Annotated in this window: 20 protein-coding genes; 13 read left to right on the forward strand and 7 right to left on the reverse strand. The window is 58.4% G+C overall.

Annotated features, from left to right (window positions below; translation table 11 throughout):
• Window positions 1-122 precede the first annotated feature (122 nt).
• A complete protein-coding gene (locus I8E17_RS19805) occupies window positions 123-2,327 on the forward strand; it encodes a DUF1217 domain-containing protein (RefSeq protein ID WP_069610209.1) in 2,205 nt (734 codons plus the stop codon).
• A 17-nt stretch (window positions 2,328-2,344) separates the two neighbouring features.
• Here I8E17_RS19805 and I8E17_RS19810 read toward each other — a convergent pair whose 3' ends face one another.
• Both I8E17_RS19810 and I8E17_RS19815 read right to left on the reverse strand, forming a co-directional pair.
• Window positions 2,345-3,121: an SDR family oxidoreductase gene (locus tag I8E17_RS19810; protein WP_069610210.1), complete on the reverse strand. Its 777-nt coding sequence runs from the start codon at window positions 3,119-3,121 to the stop codon at window positions 2,345-2,347.
• 55 nt (window positions 3,122-3,176) lie between these two features.
• Window positions 3,177-4,070: an aldose 1-epimerase gene (locus tag I8E17_RS19815; protein ID WP_113366208.1), complete on the reverse strand. Its 894-nt coding sequence runs from the start codon at window positions 4,068-4,070 to the stop codon at window positions 3,177-3,179.
• 379 nt (window positions 4,071-4,449) lie between these two features.
• Here I8E17_RS19815 and I8E17_RS19820 point away from each other — a divergent pair, with 379 nt between their 5' ends.
• The 4 genes from I8E17_RS19820 (at window position 4,450) to I8E17_RS19835 (ending at window position 8,879) form a co-directional block, all read left to right on the forward strand.
• Window positions 4,450-5,433, forward strand: coding sequence for an arabinose ABC transporter substrate-binding protein (locus I8E17_RS19820; RefSeq protein WP_069610212.1), 984 nt, complete (start codon window positions 4,450-4,452; stop codon window positions 5,431-5,433).
• Between the two features lie 71 nt (window positions 5,434-5,504).
• Window positions 5,505-7,010, forward strand: coding sequence for an L-arabinose ABC transporter ATP-binding protein AraG (araG, locus tag I8E17_RS19825; protein ID WP_069610213.1), 1,506 nt, complete (start codon window positions 5,505-5,507; stop codon window positions 7,008-7,010).
• A gap of 16 nt (window positions 7,011-7,026) precedes the next feature.
• Window positions 7,027-7,983 carry an L-arabinose ABC transporter permease AraH gene (araH, locus tag I8E17_RS19830; RefSeq protein ID WP_069610214.1) on the forward strand — a complete coding sequence of 319 codons (957 nt, stop codon included), beginning with the start codon at window positions 7,027-7,029 and terminating at the stop codon, window positions 7,981-7,983.
• Window positions 7,984-8,102: 119 nt separating this feature from the next.
• The gene (locus I8E17_RS19835; RefSeq protein ID WP_069610215.1) at window positions 8,103-8,879 is read left to right on the forward strand and encodes a FadR/GntR family transcriptional regulator; all 777 of its coding nucleotides are present in this window, start codon (window positions 8,103-8,105) and stop codon (window positions 8,877-8,879) included.
• Window positions 8,880-8,917: 38 nt separating this feature from the next.
• Here I8E17_RS19835 and I8E17_RS19840 read toward each other — a convergent pair whose 3' ends face one another.
• Window positions 8,918-9,691 (reverse strand): SDR family oxidoreductase, encoded by a 774-nt coding sequence (locus I8E17_RS19840; RefSeq protein WP_069610216.1) that lies wholly within the window; start codon window positions 9,689-9,691, stop codon window positions 8,918-8,920.
• 134 nt (window positions 9,692-9,825) lie between these two features.
• Between I8E17_RS19840 and I8E17_RS19845 the strand changes: the two genes are divergently transcribed.
• The gene (locus I8E17_RS19845; RefSeq protein ID WP_069610217.1) at window positions 9,826-10,764 is read left to right on the forward strand and encodes a LysR family transcriptional regulator; all 939 of its coding nucleotides are present in this window, start codon (window positions 9,826-9,828) and stop codon (window positions 10,762-10,764) included.
• 205 nt (window positions 10,765-10,969) lie between these two features.
• Complete coding sequence (locus I8E17_RS19850) at window positions 10,970-11,353, forward strand: SgcJ/EcaC family oxidoreductase (protein WP_069610218.1); 384 nt, start codon at window positions 10,970-10,972, stop codon at window positions 11,351-11,353.
• Between the two features lie 42 nt (window positions 11,354-11,395).
• On the opposite strand, the gene I8E17_RS19855 is transcribed toward I8E17_RS19850, so the two are convergent.
• Window positions 11,396-12,679, reverse strand: a complete 1,284-nt coding sequence (locus I8E17_RS19855; RefSeq protein WP_069610219.1) for a cystathionine gamma-synthase family protein — start codon at window positions 12,677-12,679, stop codon at window positions 11,396-11,398.
• Between the two features lie 338 nt (window positions 12,680-13,017).
• Here I8E17_RS19855 and I8E17_RS19860 point away from each other — a divergent pair, with 338 nt between their 5' ends.
• Complete coding sequence (locus I8E17_RS19860) at window positions 13,018-13,797, forward strand: class I SAM-dependent methyltransferase (RefSeq protein ID WP_069610220.1); 780 nt, start codon at window positions 13,018-13,020, stop codon at window positions 13,795-13,797.
• Between the two features lie 102 nt (window positions 13,798-13,899).
• Here the strand turns inward: I8E17_RS19860 and ppk2 are convergent, their stop codons facing one another.
• Entirely contained in the window at window positions 13,900-14,814 is a 915-nt protein-coding gene (ppk2, locus tag I8E17_RS19865; protein WP_069610221.1) for a polyphosphate kinase 2, read from the reverse strand.
• Between the two features lie 96 nt (window positions 14,815-14,910).
• Window positions 14,911-15,699, reverse strand: a complete 789-nt coding sequence (locus tag I8E17_RS19870) for a 3-hydroxybutyrate dehydrogenase (RefSeq protein WP_069610222.1) — start codon at window positions 15,697-15,699, stop codon at window positions 14,911-14,913.
• A gap of 204 nt (window positions 15,700-15,903) precedes the next feature.
• Between I8E17_RS19870 and I8E17_RS19875 the strand changes: the two genes are divergently transcribed.
• Together I8E17_RS19875 and I8E17_RS19880 are read left to right on the forward strand one after the other, a co-directional pair.
• Window positions 15,904-16,650, forward strand: a complete 747-nt coding sequence (locus tag I8E17_RS19875; protein ID WP_219511645.1) for an acetoacetate decarboxylase — start codon at window positions 15,904-15,906, stop codon at window positions 16,648-16,650.
• Between the two features lie 37 nt (window positions 16,651-16,687).
• Complete coding sequence (locus I8E17_RS19880; RefSeq protein ID WP_069610224.1) at window positions 16,688-17,845, forward strand: patatin-like phospholipase family protein; 1,158 nt, start codon at window positions 16,688-16,690, stop codon at window positions 17,843-17,845.
• A gap of 111 nt (window positions 17,846-17,956) precedes the next feature.
• Here I8E17_RS19880 and I8E17_RS19885 read toward each other — a convergent pair whose 3' ends face one another.
• Window positions 17,957-18,577 carry an ABATE domain-containing protein gene (locus I8E17_RS19885; RefSeq protein ID WP_113366209.1) on the reverse strand — a complete coding sequence of 207 codons (621 nt, stop codon included), beginning with the start codon at window positions 18,575-18,577 and terminating at the stop codon, window positions 17,957-17,959.
• A 307-nt stretch (window positions 18,578-18,884) separates the two neighbouring features.
• Between I8E17_RS19885 and I8E17_RS19890 the strand changes: the two genes are divergently transcribed.
• The 3 genes from I8E17_RS19890 to I8E17_RS19900 all read left to right on the forward strand — a co-directional run bounded on the left by I8E17_RS19890 (window position 18,885) and on the right by I8E17_RS19900 (window position 20,909).
• Window positions 18,885-19,727, forward strand: coding sequence for an alpha/beta hydrolase (locus I8E17_RS19890; RefSeq protein WP_069610226.1), 843 nt, complete (start codon window positions 18,885-18,887; stop codon window positions 19,725-19,727).
• Between the two features lie 290 nt (window positions 19,728-20,017).
• A complete protein-coding gene (locus I8E17_RS19895; protein ID WP_229002204.1) occupies window positions 20,018-20,224 on the forward strand; it encodes a hypothetical protein in 207 nt (68 codons plus the stop codon).
• Window positions 20,163-20,909: a DUF535 family protein gene (locus I8E17_RS19900; RefSeq protein WP_229002195.1), complete on the forward strand. Its 747-nt coding sequence runs from the start codon at window positions 20,163-20,165 to the stop codon at window positions 20,907-20,909. The genes I8E17_RS19895 and I8E17_RS19900 overlap by 62 nt, the downstream gene beginning before the upstream one ends.
• The last annotated feature ends 10 nt before the right edge of the window (window positions 20,910-20,919 follow it).

Below are 20,919 nucleotides of genomic sequence, written 5' to 3' on the forward strand. Positions count from 1 at the left end.
CGGAGCTGAGATTGATCACACCGGATGGTAAAGCACAGATTGCCGATCTAGTCTCGCACAAGGTCTGATTGCGATAGTTCACGCGGGGCAAATATCGATGAACTGCGCTGTGGGGGCGATCTATGATTTCGACGTATCTCGGCTACGTGTCCGCGACAAAGGACATGGCATCGACGCTTGCGCGCATCGCCAAGCAGGCGACGGTCAAAAGCGACCAGCAATATTACGATGCGCATATCGGCAAGATTAAGAATGTCGATGAGTTTCTGAGCGACTACAAGCTGTATAGCTATGCGATGAAGGCCTATGGCCTCGAGGACATGACCTACGCCAAGGCCTTCATGAAAAAGGTCCTGACCAGCGACCTTAGCGACACGAGCAGCTTTGCAAACAAACTGACGGACAGCCGTTACCGGCAATTCGCTGCCGCTTTCAATTTCGGCGGCACGTCAAAAAATCAATCGGCTCAGAGCGATTCACAGAAGAGCGATACGATCGGGCTCTATGAGCAATCCTTCGCCAATGAAACGGCCTTGGCCAAGAAGGAAAGCAAGTTCTACGATAGCTGGATCGATAAGGTGTCGAACGTCGACGACATCGTTAACAGCAGCAGAATGACGGACTATATACTGCGGGCGCACGGTTTAAACCCGGACAATATCTCGAAGGCGTTCTTGAAATCGGTTCTGACCAGCGATGTCAACGACCCGAACAGCTTCGTCAACACGGCGAGCAATTTCTCGACGGCATCGGCGCAGCCCACATACAAGCTGATCGCATCGCAATTCAGCTTCAATGCCGACGGAACGCTTTCCGGCGCGACCGCGCAGACGGCGGAGCAGAAGGAGGCCATGATCTCGCGGTATGACAGCATGGTCCCGAGCCTGTTGAGCCCGGCTGCGGCCGCCAGCAACGATGATTACTATCGTCAGACGATCACGAAAGTTCAGTCGCTTAGCGACATAACCGGCGATAACAGGCTGTTTTCCTACATAAAGAGCGCATTCAACCTGAATCCCAAGCTCACTCCCGTCCAATTCAACCTCGCTTTTACGAACTCCGATTATGCCGCCGTGACTGGAATGGCGGATATGGTTTCGCACTTTCAGTTTGCATCCGATGGTACGCTGCCCGCGGGTCAGCCGGCGCAAACGCCGCAAGCCATCGACGATATCTCGACCAAATATTTGAACCAGGCGAAAGATGCGAAACAGAACCTGTTCGGCGATGCGGAGAAACACTACAAGAGCGCGGTCGGCGAGATAAAGACGATTGCGGACTTCTTTGCCGCCAACGATACCAAGAACAAGAATCTTCCAACCGTGGAGGACATGGCGCTTCGTGCCTTTGGGATCGGCAAGAACGAGGTCTCCAGGGACCAGCTGCGCAAGATACTGGAGAGCGATCCCTATGACAGCAAGAGCTATGTCAATTCGCTGAAAGACGACAGATTCGTCGGGCTTGCCAAGGCTTTTAATTTCGACAGTGAGGGCAATCTGCGGGCGCCGGTCGCGCCCTTGTCCCAGACTTCGATCAACAGCCTGATCTCAGCCTATTCGAAATCGAAGACCTTCGGATTGACCGGCGAGATGCGAGATAAGGCAGTCAAGGATGCGAAGGACGCAGCGACCGAATTCAGCAAGTCGATCGCCAAGATCAAGACGGTCGACGAACTCCTCGCAGACAAGAAGCTGACGGAGTTTATTCTCGTTGCGAACAATATCGATCCCAAGTCGGTCGACAAGAATAGCTTGAAGAAGGCCTTCACCGCGGATTCCGAGGATGCCAAGGGCTTTCTGAACACGCAGGCAGGCCAGCAGTTCAAGGCGATGGTGAACGTCTTCAATTTCGACGCCAAGGGAAATCTGACCACAGCCAAGATCGAGCCGGGACAGAACAAGGGCGCGCGTCTCGCCACCAACGATCTCTATCTTCATCAGACCCTGGAGACGCAGCAGGGAAGCTCCAACGAAGGCGTCCGTCTCGCTCTCTATTTCCAGCGCAAGGCGCCGCAGGTCAATTCCGTCTACGATATCATGTCGGATCCGGCGCTCTACAATGTGATCAAGACGACCTATTCGCTGCCCGCATCCATGTCGAACATGGATGTGACCCGCCAGGCGGCGATGCTTGAAAAATTATTCCCGATTAAGGACTTGCATGATGCCAGCAAGGTGAACAACCTGCTCAAGCGCTTCTCGGCGGTCTATGATGCGGCAAATGGCGGGAATACGACCTCTGCCGCATCCGCCATCCTGACGCGCGGATCGGGGATTGGCATGAGCGCGGATCTGATGCTCTCGATTGCCCAGCTCAGATCGCGATAGCGTCTTCGTTTGCGATACTATTGGTGCTGCAGCACGCTCAGGCCCCCGTCCACGGTCAGGCAGGCGGCATTCATGAAGGGGCACTCGTCCGAGATCATGAAGACCGCGGCCATGGCGATCTCGTGAGGGGTGGCGATGCGGCCGCCCGGATGCAGCTTCATCGTCTCGGCCTTCGCCTTTTCCGGGTCGGGGAAACTGTTCCAGTAATCGATGGCCTTCTGCGTTGCGACATAGCCGGGCGCGAGCGCGTTCACGCGCACGTTCTTCGACGCATATTCGATCCCCAAAGATTTGGTCATGCCGAGAAGAGCATGCTTGGCAAGCGGGTAGGGGAAGGTATGCGGAATGATGGTGAAGGCGTGGGTCGAAGCGATGTTGAGTATGACGCCGCCGCCATGGGCGATCATCTCGGGCAGCACGGACCGGCAGCAATTCCAGGCACCCTTGAGATTGATGTCAAAGCAGCGCTCCCAGTCCTCGTCCGTCGTCTTCAACGGTTCGGCGAAGACGTTGACCCCGGCATTGTTGACGAGCGCATTGATGCCGCCGATTTCGCCGGATGCTCTGGCCACGGCTGCGCGCACGGCTTCGGCATCGGTGATGTCGGCCGCCTGATAGCCAAGAATGGCACCGTCTTCCTTTAGCCTATCCGCAGCTCGTTCCAGCAGAGCTTCGTCGCGATCGATCAGGAAGATGCTCGCATCTTCAGCCATGCATGCCTCGGCTATGGCCAGCCCGATCCCCTGCGCGGCTCCGGTAATGAGGATCCGTTTTCCCGAAAGGCGATTTGACATCCAGTGTTCCTCTTTGTGCTGGGGCGGAAATCTCGCGGTCAGGGGGTCGCGCAGGCTACCGCAAATATTCCCGTGGCCGCAGGCGGATCGATCCTGCAAATGTCTCTCCCCGCCGCAGGACTTTCAAATCTCCGAGGTCGGGGAGATTGTGACCGTTGGCGATGTGGGACATCGGCTCGAAGCAGAAATAATCATGGCGAAAGGTCGGATTGAAGTTCGTATCGGGAATGAAGATGAATGCGTGTCTGACTGAAGCGTCGGCGGTCAGCCGCAGACCTGCATGTCTCTCCGGCCAGACGATCTCCGCCTCCCCGCTCCATCCCTCGAAGCCGTTGTTGACCCAGCGACGAGGCAGGGGTGAGGGCGCGGAAAAGTCGAGATCGGCCGGAATCTCGGTACGTTCTCCCGGAAGCCAGCCTTCCGTTTCCGTCCAAAATCGCCGCGCCGGCGCAAAGAGCGTCGTCTCAGGGGTCATCGGGAAGTATGGATGCCAGCCAAGCCCGAAGGGCAGCGCCTCCTTGCCGGTGTTTTCAACGCTCATGTGAAGCATCAGCTCTTCGGATGACAGCGCGATGATCTGCCTCGCTGCGTAACTGTAGGGCGTATCGCCCTCCCGGTGATGAAAGCCGATCTGCAATTCGTTGCCACTGCGGGAGAGGACGGACCATTCGGCCTGCCAACCGTCGCCATGAAGGTAGTGAGGATCCGAAGCCGTGTTCGGCCTCAGCCGGTGGTCGCGCCCCGCGAACGCAAAACGATTGTTTCGCACGCGGTTGCCGAAGGGAACGAGGGGATAGCAGGCGGAGGCGGATGCATGCGCATCGTCCGGTGCGGATCTCAATAGCGCAATCCTGCGCCCCTCCACCGTCCAGGCATAATCAAGCAATGTGCCGCCGAAGGTTGAAACGCGAGCAGAAAGCGAACCGTCCCGCAAATCGATGATGGTCATTAAGCGGTTGCCTTCTCCCTACAACCAAGGCCGGTGCCGAACGCATGACACCCTATATCTGCCTCGGCGCATGTCAATGGATATATATGATTTATTTTTGGATTATCTCTGAGGTTTTTGCCGGCAAATCCCGCAATCTATCCCTGTTCGACATTTCAAGCGAGCCTCCGGCGATCATCCAACGCGGCAACGGCATAAATAATCATACATAAATATTGACTGGTATGATGTTTTTTCATATTCAAGGTCTCGGGTCCATTGGGCTGCAAATGCAGTTTAATTGTTATACAAATAATTGACTCGTATTACAATATAACTTACGGAAATCGGGCGGTTCCCGGGAGATGGATGGGGACGCGCAAACAAAGGGAGAGAGATCATGCGCTTTTTCAAAGCGGCCATCCTTGCCGGCACTTTTGCCGTTCTGGCGGCCGGCTCTGCTTTCGCGGAGGACGTCAAGATCGGCTTCATCGTGAAGCAGCCTGAAGAACCATGGTTCCAGGACGAATGGAAATTCGCCGACCAGGCGGCCAAGGAGAAGGGCTTCACGCTCGTCAAGATCGGCGCTGAGGATGGCGAGAAGGTTCAGTCGGCGATCGACAATCTAGGCGCGCAAGGAGCGCAGGGCTTCATTATCTGCACGCCGGACGTGAAGCTCGGCCCCGGTATCGTTGCCAAGGCCGCCGCCAATCAGCTGAAGCTGATGACCGTCGACGACCGCCTGGTGAATGCCGAGGGCAAGCCGCTCGAAGATGTGCCGCATATGGGCATTTCCGCAACGAAGATCGGCGAGACCGTGGGCCAAGCGATCGTCGACGAAATCAAGAAGCGCGGCTGGGACATGAAGAATGTCGGCGCGATCCGCGTGTCGTACGATCAGCTGCCGACTGCCGTCGACCGCGTGGAAGGCGCGATCTCGGTTCTGAAGGCCGCAGGCTTCCCGGCTGCGAATATCTACGATGCGCCGCAGGCCAAGACTGATACGGAAGCAGCGCTGAACGCTGCGACCACCGTTCTCAACAAACATGCCGATATCAAATACTGGGTTGCCTTCGGCCTTAACGACGAAGCTGTGCTCGGCGCCGTCCGCGCCTCGGAATCGGTCGGCATTCCCGCAACGAACATGATCGGCGTTGGTATCGGCGGCGCGGATTCGGCGATCAACGAATTCAAGAAGCCCGCCGCGACCGGCTTCTTCGGCACGGTCATCATCTCCCCGAAGCGCCATGGCTATGAGACGGCGCTCAACATGTATGACTGGATCGCCAACAGCAAGGAGCCGCCGAAGCTCACGCTCACTTCCGGTTCCCTCGCACTGCGGGGCGACTATGAGAAGGTTCGCAAAGATCTCGGCATCGAATGATCATCCAGGCAGGATGATGTCCGTCCGGCGGCCTCATAAATGCCGCCGGACCTTCTCTCGATGGAGCAAGCATGGCTTTCCTTGAATTCAGGGGCATTTTCAAGAGTTATCCCGGTGTCCAGGCGCTGTCGAACGTCTCTTTCGATGTCGAAAGGGGTGCCGTGCACGGGCTGATGGGCGAAAACGGCGCCGGCAAGTCGACACTGATCCGGGTTCTCTCCGGCGATCAGGCCGCCGATAACGGCAGCATCGTCATCGATGGCGTGGAGCAACACTACAGCTCTGTCCGCGATGCCTTTCATGCCGGCGTCATCGTCATCCATCAGGAACTGCAGCTGGTGCCGGAACTGACGGTTGCCGAAAACCTCTGGCTCGGCCGTTTTCCCGGCAAGGCCGGCGTGATCGACGGCAAGACGCTGATCGGGACCGTTCGCACGAAGCTCAAGGAAATCGGCATCGATGTCGATCCCGCGGCAAAGGTATCCTCGCTGTCGATCGGCGCGCGCCAGATGGTGGAGATCGCCAAGGCCGTCATGGTTGATGCGCGGGTGATCGCGCTCGATGAGCCGACCTCTTCGCTCTCGTCACGTGAAAGTGAAATCCTGTTTTCCCTGATCGACCGGCTGAGAGCCAACGGTACCGTCATTCTTTATGTCTCGCATCGCCTGGATGAGATCTTCCGGCTCTGCGACAGCCTTACCGTGTTGCGCGACGGCAAGCTTGCGGCCCATCATCCTGACATTGCCGATACGACGCGCGAGCAGATCATCTCGCAAATGGTCGGACGCGAAATCAGCAATATCTGGGGCTGGCGCGAACGCCCGCTCGGCGAGGCGCGTCTGGAAGTTAAGGCGCTCTCCGGTTCGAAGTTACGCAATCCCGTCAGCTTCTCGGTTCGCAGGGGCGAAATCCTTGGCTTCTTCGGCCTCATCGGCGCCGGCCGAAGCGAAATGGCCCGGCTTCTCTATGGTGCCGATCATCGTCATCAGGGCAGCGTTTCCATAGACGGCGTTGCCGTCGCGCCGAACAATCCGAAGGCGGCCATCAGTGCCGGCATGGTTCTCTGCCCTGAAGATCGAAAGTTCGACGGCATCATTCAGGGGCGATCGATCGAGGAAAACATTGCGATTTCTTCGCGGCGGCATTTCTCGCCCTTCGGCATCCTCAATCCGAAAAAGGAAGCCTCGGTCGCCGATCAGTTCATCGCCAAGCTCAGGGTCCGTACGCCCTCCCGCAAGCAGGATATCGTCAATCTCTCGGGCGGCAACCAGCAGAAGGTCATCCTTGGCCGGTGGCTTTCGGAACAGGGTGTCAAGGTTCTCGTCATCGACGAGCCGACGCGCGGCATCGACGTCGGCGCCAAATCGGAAATCTATGAAATTCTCTACGAGCTGGCGGCCGGCGGCATGGCGATTGTCGTCATCTCCAGCGAACTTCCCGAGGTCATGGGCATTTCCGATCGCATCATGGTCATGTGCCAGGGGCGCGTCGCAGCCAATGTCGCCCGCGCCGATTTCGACGAACGGGCCATTCTGACCGCAGCCTTGCCCGACAAGAATGCCGCCGGCACGATCTAATTCAGGAATAGTAGTGATGAATTCGTTGAAAAAAATTCTCCTCGGCGAACAGGGTCTCGTGGTGATCTTCGCGATCGCCTTCGTGATCGTCTCGCTCTTTGTGCCGAGCTTCCTGACGGAGCGTAACATGCTCGGCCTGCTGCAGTCGGTGGTGACGATCGGCATCGTCGCCTGCACGATGATGTTCTGCCTGGCCTCGCGCGACTTCGATCTCTCGGTCGGCTCAACGGTCGCCTTCTCGGGCATGATTGCCGTCATGGTGTCGAACTCCACCGGTTCCATTCCGCTCGGCCTGCTCGCCGCGCTGATCTGCGGCAGCGTCGTCGGCGTCGTCAATGGCGTCGTCATCGCCAAGTTCCGCATCAACGCGCTGATCACCACGCTCGCGACGATGCAGATCGTGCGCGGCCTTGCCTTGATCGCGTCTGATGGCCGCGCCGTCGGCATCAACGATCCGGCCTTCTATCAGCTCGCGCTGTCGCGCTTTCTGACGGTGCCGACGCCGATCTGGATCATGGTGCTGCTCTTCATCATCTTCGGCTTCACGCTCAACCGCACTGTTTTCGGCAAGAACACGCTTGCGATCGGCGGCAATCCCGAGGCGTCGCGTCTGGCCGGCGTCAACGTCGTCAATATGCGGATCTGGATCTTTGCCTTGCAGGGTCTCGTCTGCGCCATCGCCGGCATTCTGCTTGCCTCGCGCATCACCTCGGGCCAGCCGAACGCGGCAACCGGGCTCGAGCTTTCCGTCATCTCGGCCTGCGTGCTCGGCGGCGTGTCTCTGGCAGGCGGCCGCGCAGCGATGACCGGCGTGATCGTCGGCGTCCTCATCATGGGCATTGCCGAGAACGTCATGAACCTGCTCAATATCCAGGCCTTCTATCAATATCTCGTACGCGGCTGCATTCTGCTGCTTGCCGTTCTGTTGGACAATCTGCGCTCGTCTGCGGCAGGGCGTGGCAGTCGTTTGTAACGGTCGGATTTCCTTGGAGAAGTTTGGAGAGAAGTTTATCGAGCTTGCAGTTGCGCATTGATGCCGGGGCGTGGTGCCGCTCATGATCGCTGCCGGGCCAGCGGAAGGGAGTGCTAGGGATGAGTACGCGTTTGGGATCTTTACGGACGACGCAGGCCGGGGCCGCGCCTGAGCAGGGACGGCGTACGGTGCGCGAGGAGCTGTTGAAGAAGCTCATCGGGCAGATCGTCTCGGGCTCTCTCGCCGAGGGCTCGGTTCTTCCCAATGAGGCCGAACTCTCGGAAGTTTACGGCGTCAGCCGCACCAGCCTGCGCGAAGCCATGCAATATTTGTCGGCGCTGGGGATGGTCCGTTCGCGCACCCGCGCCGGCACCACTGTTCTGCCACGAGAGAACTGGAACTATCTGGACCCGCTGGTTCTCGATGCGACCCTGGCACTCAGCAACGACCGCAGCTTCTACGATTCCCTGCTCGATGCGCGGCAAGTGCTGGAACCCGCCGCCGCCGCACAGGCGGCTGCCAATGCCACGGCCAAGCAGCTTGCACAGATTGCCGAGGCCTTCGAGGACATGGTCGCTGCCAATGCCCGCGACAACGAGGCATGGAGCCAGGCGGATCTGGAGTTTCATACCGCGATCATCAATGCCAGCGGCAATTGGGTTTTCCGCCAGTTCGCCACTGCGATCCGCGCCGCTTTGCTTGCGAGTTTTCGCCTGACCAACCGGGCCAGCCAGTCGCATGATTACGCGATCGCGCGCCATCAGGATGTGCTGGATGCGATCCGCATGCGCCGGCCCGATGCTGCACGTTTTGCCATGGAGCAGCTGATCGGAACGGCCAGAATGGAGCTTAGCGACGCCCTGCGTGCCGCTATGCTGAAGGAAGGATCGGAATAGGCTGCTTTTTCGACAGGCCGGAGATAGATCCGATCCGCTTACTTTGTCGTATAACCGCCATTGACGAGAATGGTCTGTCCGGTCATCCACCAACCGTCGGAGACCAGGAACCGAATATAGGGCACGATATCCTCGATATCGGTAAGGCCGGTCTTCGAAAACTTCGAGAGAGCGGCGGCGCCCTTGTGATAGGCCTGGGCATCGGCGCTTTCCGCTGGGTAGAAGAAAGGCGTGTCCATCGGACCGGGGCCGATCGCGGTCACCGAGATGCCGCGATCGCCGAATTCCTTAGCCGCAGCACGGGTAAAATGCTCGACCGGCGCCTTGGTCCCGGCATAGCTTGAATAGAACGGCGTAAAGGCGCCGAGCAGCGACGTGACGAGCGTGCAGATCTTGCCGTTGTCGTTGAGCGATTTGCCGGCTTCCTTGAGGAAGAAGAAGGCCGATTTGGAATTGACGGCGCTCATCTCGTCGTATTCTGCCTCGGAGATATCGACTATCGGCTTCTTCAGCACCTTGCCGACGGTGTTGATCGCAATATCGGGACGGCCGAAGGCGGCAATGGCCTCGGCAAAGAGTTTCTCCACCGCGCCTGCGGTCGTGAGATTGGCCTGGAATGCGGCAGCTTCGGCACCGGCTGCCTTGATAGCCGCAACCGTCGCATCCGCATCGGCCTTGGTAGCGGCGCTGTTGTAGTGGATGGCGATCGCCTTTGCGCCGTGCGCTGCGAAGTCGCGGGCGATCAGGCCGCCTAGATTTTTGGCGCCGCCGGCAATGATGACGGTTTTCCCTTTGATCGAATGATCGGTCATGAAAGAGCCCTCCTTGGGAAGTGGGACGGCACCGTGCCGCCCTTCCTGAAGCAAATCTATCGTCTGGAATTTGCCGATAAAGCGGTCTAATTTGACATCATCTGTCAGAATTTACGGACAATAGCGGTGTAGCTTTGGATCGCATCGACCTCTTCAGGATTTTCACGCGTGTCGTGGAATGCAGCAGCTTCACCCGCGCAGCGGATACGTTGGGCTTGCCGCGCTCCTCGGTCTCCGCTGCCGTTATGGAGCTGGAGCGCCGTGTCGGCGCGCGTCTGCTTTACCGCAGTACGCGCAAGGTGTCGCCCACCCAGGATGGCACGGCCTTCTACGACCGGTGCCTGAGGGTAATTGCCGATGTCGAGGAGACGGAAAGCCTGTTTCGACAGAGCGACGCCAAACCATCCGGTAAATTGCGGACGGATGTGCCGGGCCGCATCGGTCGCCTAATCATAGCGCCGGCGCTGCCGTCCTTTCTCGATCAGTTTCCCGATATCGAAGTGGATCTCGGCGTTACCGATCGTGCCGTCAATCTGGTGGAGGACAGCGTCGATTGCGTGTTGCGCGTCGGCCCGCTTGTTGATTCAGGGCTGATTGCCCGGCCGATCGGAAAATTGCCGCTCATCAATGTCGCAAGTCCTGCCTATCTGTCGAGGCATGGTACGCCGCAAACGCCCGAAGATCTCGGCCGCCATTGGGCCGTAAATTATGCCTCGCCCTCGACCGGGCGAACCGAGCCCTGGGAATGGTTGGAAGACGGGGTATTGCGCAGCCTGCCGATGCGAGGCCGCGTGACCGTCAATAGCGCCGAGGCCTATATCGCCTGCTGTGTCGCGGGTTTGGGGCTGATTCAGAATCCGGCCTACGACCTACGCCAGCATCTAGAGGCGGCCGAACTTGTCGAGGTCATGCCAGATCATCGGGCGGAACCGCTGCAGATGACGTTGCTCTATCCGCATCGCAGGCATCTCTCCCGCCGCGTTCATGTTTTCGCCGACTGGCTACAGGCGCTCCTGGAGGAGACCGTGATCCCTCGCTCGAGCTCGTTCGAATGGAAAGCCGGATGGACGTGAGAAACGCCCATGATGCGGGCGGCTTGTTTGTTCAGTTTACGGTCACTTGCCGTTATGATGGCGATCTGGAAATCAAGGTCCGGCCAGGCGATTGATCACACGGGATAGGTCGCAATGGTGAACCTGTTCAACCGACAGGCTGCCGCTGACAGCGGGGCAGATCGCAGCCGCCCGGTAGCGCGGCGCCTATCGAGGAGAATTCGGAATGACCGACGATGAAAAGGCAATCCGGAAAGTCGTGGAAACCTGGATTGCCGCAAGCAAGGCGGGTGATACGGCGACCGTCCTCGAACTGATGACGGACGATGTCATCTTCATGGTTCCCGGCCAGGAACCTTTCGGCAAGGCGACATTTGCTGCGGCTTCCAAAGGCATGGAGAGCATGAAGATGGAGGGTGCGAGCGAGATCGTCGAACTGCAGGTGCTCGGCGACTGGGCCTATATCCGCAATCACATCGACATGACGGTGACACGGCCGGGCGGCGACGCCGTGCATCGATCGGGTTATACGCTCACGCTTCTGCGCAAGGAGGCTGACGGGGAGTGGCGCCTCGCACGCGATGCCAACCTCCTGGCCGTGCGACCCTGATCTATTTCACTCCAGGTCTTTCGGCCGCGTACGTAGACTTTATCACGCGGCGTCGAGGGCAGCAGCAAGATCGGCGATCAGGTCATCGGGGTGTTCAATCCCGATCGACAGGCGGATCGTCGATTCCAGCACGCCGATGCGATGGCGTACATCCACAGGCACACCGGAATGCGTCGTCGTTGCCGGATGGGAGGCCAGCGATTCCGTGCCGCCGAGGCTGACGGCCAGCTTGAAGATCTGCAGTGCGTTCAGGAATTTGAACGATGCCGGCTGGCCACCCTTGATGTCGAAGGAGAAGGTGGAGCCCGCACCGCTGCACTGGGCGGCGAAGGTACGGCCCGTTGCCGAGGACGGATCCGTGTAGGGCAGATAGTGGATTTGCTCGACCTTCGGATGATCCCGCAGGAAATCGGCGACCGCCCGTGCGTTGCTGTTTGCCCGTTCCATGCGGATCTGCAGCGTTTCCAGCGACCGGCCGAGCATCCAGCAGGAATGCGGATCGAGCTGAGTGCCGATCGCTCCGCGCAGTGCTTTCACCTGTTTGATGACGGCTTTTGAGCCGAGAGCCGCACCCGCGATCAGATCGGAATGGCCGCCAACATATTTGGTCAGCGAATAGAGGGAGATATCGGCCCCGTGCTCGATCGGCCGCTGAAAGACCGGGCCGAGCAGCGTGTTGTCGCAGGCGATGATCGGTGTGTGTCCCTGCCTCTTGCCGATCGCATCGGCAATGCGGCGGATCATGGCGATATCGACGAGACTGTTCGTGGGGTTGGCAGGCGTTTCCACGAGAATGACCGAGACACGGCCTTTGGTCATCGCCTCCTCGGCAGCTGCCGTCACCGAGCCTTCGTTGACGCCATCGGCGAAGCCGACGGCGGCTACTCCGAGATTGAGGAATGTCTTGGCGACCAGCGTTTCCGTACCGCCATAAAGCGGCTGCGAATGCAGGATCGCATCGCCCGGTCGCGCAAAGGTGAGAAGGGTTGTTGCGATGGCCGACATGCCGGAGGAAAACAGCGCGCCGCTTTCTGCCTTTTCATAGACGGCGAGGCGATCCTCGACGATTTCGCTGTTCGGATGGTTGAAGCGTGAGTAGACGAGCCCGACGCCAGTGCCCGCCGGCGGCTCGGTGCGGCCGGAGATATAATTGAAGAAATCACGTCCGTCCTCGGCCGATTTGAAGACGAAGGTGGAGGTCAGGAAAACAGGCGGCTTGACCGCGCCCTCGGACAATTCCGGGTCGTAGCCGTAATTCAGCATCTGAGTTTCGGGATGCAGCGCATGGTTGCCGATATGCGTTTTGGACGGATGCGGCGCAGTCATGACGGTCTCCTCGGCCGATGATATGAATTTTAGACTCACATTATACATCACTTGGGATGCCGGCTCGCTATTCGTCATTATCTGCGATGCGGTTTCAGTACTGGACCCGACATAGGCCCGACTATCCAACACGCGCATAGCTATCCAAAATACGACAGAAAGGTCGCTATATCCGTGAGTGATGCTCGCCTTGACGCCGCACCGTCCCAATTTTCGAGAGCTTCCGGCTTCGCTGTTCGCGGTTCCGGCAGAAACGGGGGCGTTTCTTGATCGGCCGGTTCCAGTCGATGAGCAGGCTCGGAGGCGAAATGCATGAAGAAAACCAGTGAGGTTTACATTTGAAATCGGGCGTTCGAAAATTTGTGTTTCGTGATCTTCAGAAAATCGATGGTTACATCGACCCACCGGATGCGCTTGTCTTCCTGTCGTTGATCGAAAAACAAAGGCAGGAGAAACTTTACGGCGGCCTCGCCGAAATCGGAGTTTACTACGGGCGGTCCTATTTTTTGCTGCGCAAGATCAGCGCACCCGATGACAATGTGCTTGCGATCGACCTTTTCGACATAGAAGCGGATGGTGCGCAATATCAACGCTTCCTCGACAACGGAAGATCACTGGGCATTCCCGTTGATGAGGACCTGGTCATAACGGGCGATAGCACCGGGCTCGATCCGCAGGCCATCATCGACAAGGTTGGGCAGGTTCGTTTTTTCAGCATCGACGGAGGACATTTGCTTCGCCACATCGTTGCCGATAGCCGGTTGGCGAAGAGCGTATTGGCCGATCATGGCATCATCGCCTTCGACGATACGTTCAATCCGGCCTGGCCGGAGGTGACGATCGGTGTCTCGGATTTTCTGCGCAGAAACAGCGATAGCTTTGCCGCCTTTTGCGTGACGAAGTACAAGACCTATGTCTGCCGCCGGGATTTTCATGGGCTCTATCGAGCCGCACTTGGCAGGGCACGACATCTCCTGCCGTTTGAACATGCGGAGATGGATTTTCTTGGCTCGAAAGTTCTCAGGCTGCACAATCCCATCAACCGGAGAGTCGCCTATGAGCTTTTGCGGCGGCTGGGCTTGGGCGCCATGTCCGAATGGGCCTATCGTTCAGCCTGACCTTGAGCCGGCCTCGCGTGCTGGTGGCGAGTGACAGGGATTTCCTTTTTCAACTAATCCTTCAGAGAGGCCCGCCGGAAGCAGGCCCCTCATCGGTCCTGATCAGTAAATTTCCGGCACGTACATTTCCGGCGGTACCGGCGTGCGGTGATAGTCCGCATTGCGCATGCGTTCCGGCAGCACGATTTCCGGCTTCGGTACGCTTTCGTAGGGGATTTGAGTCAGAAGATGGGCGATGCAGTTGAGTCGCGCCCTCTTCTTGTCGACGGCATGGACGACCCACCACGGCGCTTCCGGAATATGGGTGCGCTCCAGCATCTCTTCCTTGGCCTTGGTATATTCCTCCCAATGCACGCGGCTCTGCAGGTCCATCGGCGAAAGTTTCCACTGCTTCAGCGGATCCTGGATGCGCATGTTGAAGCGGAATTCCTGTTCCTCGTCAGTGATCGAGAACCAGTATTTGATGAGGATGATGCCGGAGCGAACCAGCATGCGCTCGAAATCCGGAACCGACCGGAAGAACTCCTCCAGTTCCTCCGGCGAGCAGAAGCCCATGACGCGCTCGACGCCGGCGCGGTTGTACCAGCTGCGGTCGAACAGCACCATTTCGCCCGCGGTCGGCAGGTGCGCTGCATAGCGCTGGAAGTACCATTGATGCCGTTCGCGCTCGGTCGGTGCCGGCAATGCGACGACGCGGCAGACGCGCGGATTGAGGCGCTGCGTGACGCGCTTGATGGCGCCGCCCTTGCCCGCGGAATCGCGCCCTTCGAACAGCACGACGACCTTCAGCTTCTTGTATTGGACCCAGTCCTGCAGGCGCACGAGCTCGTGCTGAAGCCGGAAAAGTTCGCGGAAATAGACGCGGCGGTCGAGCGTCGCCTCACCTTCGCTGATAAGGCCTTCTGCGACCAGTTCGTCCAGCCGGTCCTCTTCGAGCTGCATCTCCAGCTCTTCGTCGAAGCTGTCGACGATCTCATCCTTGATACGGCTGAGCGGGTCCTGGGTTTCGTCGGTCATTGTGCGCCTCCTGCTCTGTTTTCATGTCGTTGCTGCAGCCCTGGGCTGCTGAGAGCCGGCACGGTGCTCAAGCATGTGCCGGCTATGGCTTCGGTGTTATTCGGCGGTCCAGCCGCCATCGACGGAAAGCGTCGTGCCCGTAATCTGCTTTGCGGCGTCGCTGCACAGGAACACCGCGATAGCGGCAACTTCGTCGACGGTTACGAATTCCTTCGTCGGCTGGGCGGCCAGCAGCACGTCGTGCTTGACCTGCTCCTCCGTCATGTTGCGCGCCTTCATGGTCTCGGGGATCTGCTTTTCGACGAGCGGCGTCCAGACATAGCCGGGCGCGATGGAGTTGACCGTTACGCCGTTCTGCGCCGCTTCGAGAGCGATGGTCTTGGTGAGGCCGGTAATGCCGTGCTTGGCCGAAACATAGGCTGATTTGAAAGGTGAGGCGACGAGCGCGTGTGCCGAAGACGTGTTGATGATGCGGCCCCATTTGCGCGCCTTCATGCCGGGGATGGCAGCTTTGATGGCGTAGAAGGCGGCAAGCAGGTTGATGCGGATGATCGCTTCCCACTTGTCGTCCGGAAATTCCTCGATCGGGGCAACGAACTGGATGCCGGCATTGTTGACGAGAATATCGAGGCTGCCGAAGGCTTCCTCGGCTTCACGCACCATGGCAGTGACTTCCTCACCATTCATCATATTCGCAGCGGAGTAGCGGCACTGCACGCCGAAATCAGCTTCGATGGCTGCGCGTTCCTTTTCGATCGCATCGGCATCGCCGAGGCCGTTGATCGTCACGTTCGCGCCCTCGGCGGCAAAGGCGCGGGCGATCGCAAGCCCGATACCGCTCGTCGAACCGGTGACCAGCGCATTCTTCGAAGTCAACGAACCCATGATGTTACTCCCGCAATCGCTATGAGATGGTTGGACAAGGGAAATGCTCGATATGAGCGCACACTGCCAGCCGGATATGTCGCTTTGATAACAGCGCAATTTGCTCCGAGCCGTGGGCTTTCGTCCCCTGACACTTCACTGTCATGCAACCATGCAAGTTTTCGCTCCGACGCCCGGCGATTTCCTCCAACGACGGACAATACGATGAAGGTCGAAGACATTCTGAAGCATGCCTATGCGATGCCGCTGACCAATCCTTCCTATCCTCCAGGGCCTTATCGGTTCTTCGATCGCGAATATATCATCATCACCTATCGCACCACGCGCGAGGCCCTTGAAGCCGTCGTACCGGCGCCGCTCGAAATCGACGAGCCGCTGGTGAAATATGAATTCATCCGCATGCCCGATTCCACCGGCTTTGGTGATTACACCGAGACCGGACAGGTCATTCCGGTGACCTATCGCGGACAAAAGGGCGGCTATGTCCACTCCATGTATCTTGATGACGATGCGCCGATCACCGGCGGGCGCGAGATCTGGGGCTTTCCGAAGAAGCTTGCCAGTCCGAAGATCGTCAACGAAGGCGAAGTCATCGTCGGCACGCTGCATTACGGCTGCGTTCTCTGCGCTACGGGGACGATGGGTTACAAACACAAGCCGATCGACCAGGGACCGCTTCTATCAGCTCTCTCGGAGCCGAATTTCCTGATCAAGATTGTGCCGCATGTCGATGCGACCCCGCGCATCTGCGAGCTGGTGCGCTACTATCTGACCGATATTACCATCAAGGAAGCCTGGACTTCGCCGGCCGCCCTCGATCTTCGGCCGCATGTCATGGCTGACGTCGCGCGACTGCCCGTGCTGGAAGTGGTTTCGGCTGTTCATTTTACCGCCGATCTGACGCTCGGGCTAGGCGAAGTCGTTCACGACTATCTCGCCGAGCGCAGGTAGCCGAAGCCTTATTGTTAGACCATACTGGAGACGGATCGTGCTCGAACGAAATATCAAGGCGGTAGCGCCGACCATTCCGGAAATAGCTGCGCAATATGATCGCGTTGCCCTGGTCTTCCAGGGTGGCGGTGCGCTCGGCGCCTATCAGGCCGGCGTCTATCAGGCGCTTGCCGAAGCGGGATGCGAGCCGACCTGGCTCTCCGGCGTCTCGATCGGCGCGGTCAATGCTGCGATCATCGCCGGCAACGAGCCGGGCCGGCGGTTGCAGCGTCTGGAGCAGTTCTGGCAGATCATTTCCGGCCGCAAGATCTGGGCCTATACGCCGGAAGGCGATTTCTTCCGCGATATCCGTAATCGCACCAGTTCCTGGATGACGATGACCATGGGGCAGCCCGGCTTCTTCAAGCCGCGCTTTCCCAATCCCTGGCTCGAACTGCCGGGCGCCGAGGGTGCCACCAGTTTCTATGACTCGGCAGAGCTCAAGAAGACGCTGGAGATGCTCATCGATTTCGACGTGCTGAATGACGGCAAGAAGCGTTTCAGTGTCGGCGCGGTGAATGTCCGCACCGGTAATTTCGTCTATTTCGACACCGACCATATCCGCATCGGCCCCGAGCACATCATGGCGAGCGGCGCCCTGCCGCCCGCATTGCCGGCGATCCGCATCGAAGGTGAGTATTACTGGGACGGCGGCATCGTCTCCAACACGCCGCTGCAATATCTGCTCGATCAGGAAGAGGACCGCAGCTCTCTGGTCTTCCAGGTGGATCTCTTCAGTGCCCGCGGCGTCCTGCCGCGCAGCATGCCGGATGTCCTTTCACGCCATAAGGACATCATGTATTCGAGCCGCACACGGCAGAACACCGACAATTTCAAGCGCATTCACGGGCTGAAGATGAAGCTTCTGAGCGCGTTAAAGCGTGTTCCGAAAGATCAGCTGACCGCGGAAGAGGAAGAGCTGATTGCCGATTATTCCGATGCCGGCGTCGTCAATATCGTGCACCTGATCTATCAGCACAAGAACTACGAAGGCCACGCCAAGGACTATGAGTTTTCCGGCACGTCGATGCGCGAGCATTGGGATATGGGCCTTGAGGATACCAAGCGGACGCTACGCCACACCGATTGGCTGTTGCCGCCCTTCACGGACGACGCGGTCGCCATCCACGATCTTCACAGGGAAGATCCGGCCTGAGTCAATGGTGTTCTTGGCCCGACTCTAGAGATATCGGGCAGTAGCGAGCCCGCTTAGCTCCAGCTGTAATTCATGCTTCCAGCAAAACGCCTGTCTTTTGCGGGACTGGCGTCAGCTCTGCTTGAGCCGGTGTCGATGGGCTGCCTGCTTGGAGCGATTGCCGCACATCGCCATGCTGCACCAGCGTCTGCGGCGCCCGCGCGTATGGTCAACGAACATCAAGGTGCATGCGTGGCCTTCGCAGGCCTTCACATCGGAAAAATCTTCCGTGCAGACGAAACGTCCCAGCGCTTCGCCGATCGGTAATAGCAGCGATTCCGGTGAGCGCCATTTCCGCATCGGCTGAAGGCAGAGTTCGCGATCTTCGCCCGGCTTTCTTGTGACAATCCGGCTAAAACCTTCATCGCGTTCCAACAGACGGTTCAGCGGTTCCAGATCGTTCAAGGCCTCTGATGCCAGCGGCTTTCCCCTGTGGGAGTTTACGAAAGTTCTGAACCACTCACGCAGGCTTCTTGCCTGGTCGGCGACTTTGTCGAGTTCGCCCGGCAGCGCCTGCTTGCGCATGGCGGCAAGCGTTTCCCGCGGCACTAGGCCTGCCTGTTCCAGCCAGCGCAGCAGACCCTCTCCATCGTCAATCCAGTCGATCGGCACATCCACCGGCGTTGCGACCGAATTGAGGAAATCCAGTCCCGGCGTGTCGCCAACGAAGATGGCGGGTGAATGGCTGTCCATCGACTGCTCCTTATTCCGGCCGACAGGGGGCTGAAAGGCCGCTCGAAAACATAGCGACTATATAACCGTTCCAAAGCCTCTTGACAAGTTACATACGCGAAGAGTAACCATATCGGTGTCATTAAAGAGGTTATTTGTTTCCATTGGCGGGAAAAGGCCGACGCCGCTACAGAGGATTGAGTTTTCCGCACGGATGATGGCACCTTCGCCGGTGCCGGTGTCAACGCAGGTGTGTTTTAGGCACCATTTGAATTCTGAAAATGTAACCTAGGAAATAAATGTTGATAGGTTATGAAAGGAGCTTAACATGACTGATATCAGCTATCGCAGCGTCAATATCGAAGGTGTGAAGGTTTTCTACCGTGAAGCAGGCTCGGCCGGCGCGGACAAGCTTCTGCTGCTGCATGGCTTCCCGACTTCCAGCCACATGTTCCGCGATCTCATCCCGCTTCTGGCGGATCGCTACCACATCATTGCCCCAGATCTACCCGGCTTCGGGCAATCCGACGCCCCGAAGGACAGCAACACATTCGACAGCATCGCCGAGACGATCGACCGTTTCACGGAAGTCGTTGGCTTCGACCGTTATGCCGTCTATGTCTTCGATTATGGTGCGCCGACCGGCTTCCGACTGGCGTTGAAGCATCCGGAACGGATCACGGCGATCATCTCCCAGAACGGCAATGCCTATGAAGAGGGCTTGAGCGAAGGTTGGAATCCGATCCAAGCCTATTGGCGCGAAGCCTCCGAGGAAAATCGTAATGCACTGAAGGCATTCCTTCAGCCGGACGCGACGGCGTGGCAATACACGCACGGTGTCCCGGACCCCTCGAAGGTCTCTCCCGACGGCTATTCGCTCGATAGTTTCTATCTCGCCCGACCTGGTTCGGAGAAGGTGCAGCTCGATCTTTTCGGCGATTACAAGAGCAACGTCGCGCTCTATCCGACCTTCCAGAATTATTTCAGAACCTATAAGCCGCGTCTGCTTGCGGTCTGGGGCAGGCACGATCCCTTCTTCTTGCCGCCAGGTGCTGAGGCCTATCGCCGGGACATTCCAGACGCGGTGGTCAAATTCTTTGATACCGGCCATTTTGCTCTAGAAACCCACGCGGCCGAGATCGCAGTCGAAATCCGCGCTTTCCTGGGTTGATATCAAGCCGGGCCGCGTCGGCGCTCGATCGGCGCGGTCGGATCATTCGCAATGCAAATGGGAGGAGGCCGCAAAGCTGATGTCTTTCGTGATTTCCCCGGGGAGCGCACCAGATCGCTTAGGTTCGGAACCCTTCGTGGCATGGCTCATGAAAGGCTGATCTTGTCTTGACGCTGCCTTGACAATCCCAACGCAGATGGTTCGGCGAAACCAAATCCGCCGGACTTTCGCATGAATCAAAAGACATCAGTTGCTGCGGCGCCGGAGCGCCTCCTGTCCAAGATTTCCCCTTGTCCTACGTTGCCGCCAACGGCTTCCCGACCGCCTATATCGCGATACATCGTCATCTGGAGAATATTAACCTTCGGCCTGCGCGTGCGCTGGAAGCGTGCTTTTCTCTTCTGGTGCCGCTTTGCTGCACACCCGCTTCTGACCATTCGTTGGTGGCGCTTTATCGCGGCATTCGTGACTACGCGCGGGTTGCCGCCGCCGCATGACGAACTGCTGCAGAAACCGCTTTCGAAGTTTCTTGTCCACGGAATGCCCAATTCCCGTCGGCTCTCTCTTCTCATCGAGCATTTTTCGATTGCTGAAACCATCCTCTCCAGAGATACCATGATACGGCTCTGGCGCGGTGATTGGCTGGAAATGGGCACAGTGCAAGGCAAATGCGAGGCATATGCATGCCACATTGCGCTCGCCGACCGCAGCGGCGGCCGCCATGAGGGTGCTTTCGCCATCAAACTCCTGCGCGTGAGCGATCAGGCTGTTCTTTGCACGGTCAGATTCACGTTCGTCTATCAAGGGACGAAGGGGGGTTATACATTCGTCGTCGGCAGCATGCAGGGACCACGCAATGCGAAACAGCGTATCATCGAGGTAACTCGCGATCTCGCCGGCCTCAGGCCCAAAGAGGCAATCCTGATCGTGCTGCAGGGCCTGGCGGCGGAGGGAGGCATGCAGCACTTCCTTGCCGTTTCGCAGGCAAGGCACCCGATTCAATATCGCCGGCGTTCTCGGCAATCAATGCTGCTATCGAACATCGATGCTTTCTGGCTTGAGCGTTCCGGCGAACCGGAGTGCGTCTACGGCTTCCAGATCCCCCATTCGAAAATTCAGAGAGAGGACAGGCGCAGCCAGAAAAAGTCGTGGTTCCTCAATATCGGCGAACTCTTCCACTGACGGCCCGACC

The sequence above is a fragment of the Rhizobium sp. AB2/73 genome, assembly GCF_020871915.1.
Taxonomy (GTDB): Bacteria; Pseudomonadota; Alphaproteobacteria; order Rhizobiales; family Rhizobiaceae; genus Rhizobium; species Rhizobium dioscoreae.

Bases quoted from the DNA above. Each gene is read 5' to 3' on its own strand.
- I8E17_RS19805 (WP_069610209.1), top strand. From the start codon at position 123: ATGATTTCGACGTATCTCGGCTACGTGTCCGCGACAAAGGACATGGCA.
- I8E17_RS19810 (WP_069610210.1), bottom strand. From the start codon at position 3,121: ATGTCAAATCGCCTTTCGGGAAAACGGATCCTCATTACCGGAGCCGCG.
- I8E17_RS19815 (WP_113366208.1), bottom strand. From the start codon at position 4,070: ATGACCATCATCGATTTGCGGGACGGTTCGCTTTCTGCTCGCGTTTCA.
- I8E17_RS19820 (WP_069610212.1), top strand. From the start codon at position 4,450: ATGCGCTTTTTCAAAGCGGCCATCCTTGCCGGCACTTTTGCCGTTCTG.
- araG (WP_069610213.1), top strand. From the start codon at position 5,505: ATGGCTTTCCTTGAATTCAGGGGCATTTTCAAGAGTTATCCCGGTGTC.
- araH (WP_069610214.1), top strand. From the start codon at position 7,027: ATGAATTCGTTGAAAAAAATTCTCCTCGGCGAACAGGGTCTCGTGGTG.
- I8E17_RS19835 (WP_069610215.1), top strand. From the start codon at position 8,103: ATGAGTACGCGTTTGGGATCTTTACGGACGACGCAGGCCGGGGCCGCG.
- I8E17_RS19840 (WP_069610216.1), bottom strand. From the start codon at position 9,691: ATGACCGATCATTCGATCAAAGGGAAAACCGTCATCATTGCCGGCGGC.
- I8E17_RS19850 (WP_069610218.1), top strand. From the start codon at position 10,970: ATGACCGACGATGAAAAGGCAATCCGGAAAGTCGTGGAAACCTGGATT.
- I8E17_RS19855 (WP_069610219.1), bottom strand. From the start codon at position 12,679: ATGACTGCGCCGCATCCGTCCAAAACGCATATCGGCAACCATGCGCTG.
- ppk2 (WP_069610221.1), bottom strand. From the start codon at position 14,814: ATGACCGACGAAACCCAGGACCCGCTCAGCCGTATCAAGGATGAGATC.
- I8E17_RS19870 (WP_069610222.1), bottom strand. From the start codon at position 15,699: ATGGGTTCGTTGACTTCGAAGAATGCGCTGGTCACCGGTTCGACGAGC.
- I8E17_RS19875 (WP_219511645.1), top strand. From the start codon at position 15,904: ATGAAGGTCGAAGACATTCTGAAGCATGCCTATGCGATGCCGCTGACC.
- I8E17_RS19885 (WP_113366209.1), bottom strand. From the start codon at position 18,577: ATGGACAGCCATTCACCCGCCATCTTCGTTGGCGACACGCCGGGACTG.
- I8E17_RS19890 (WP_069610226.1), top strand. From the start codon at position 18,885: ATGACTGATATCAGCTATCGCAGCGTCAATATCGAAGGTGTGAAGGTT.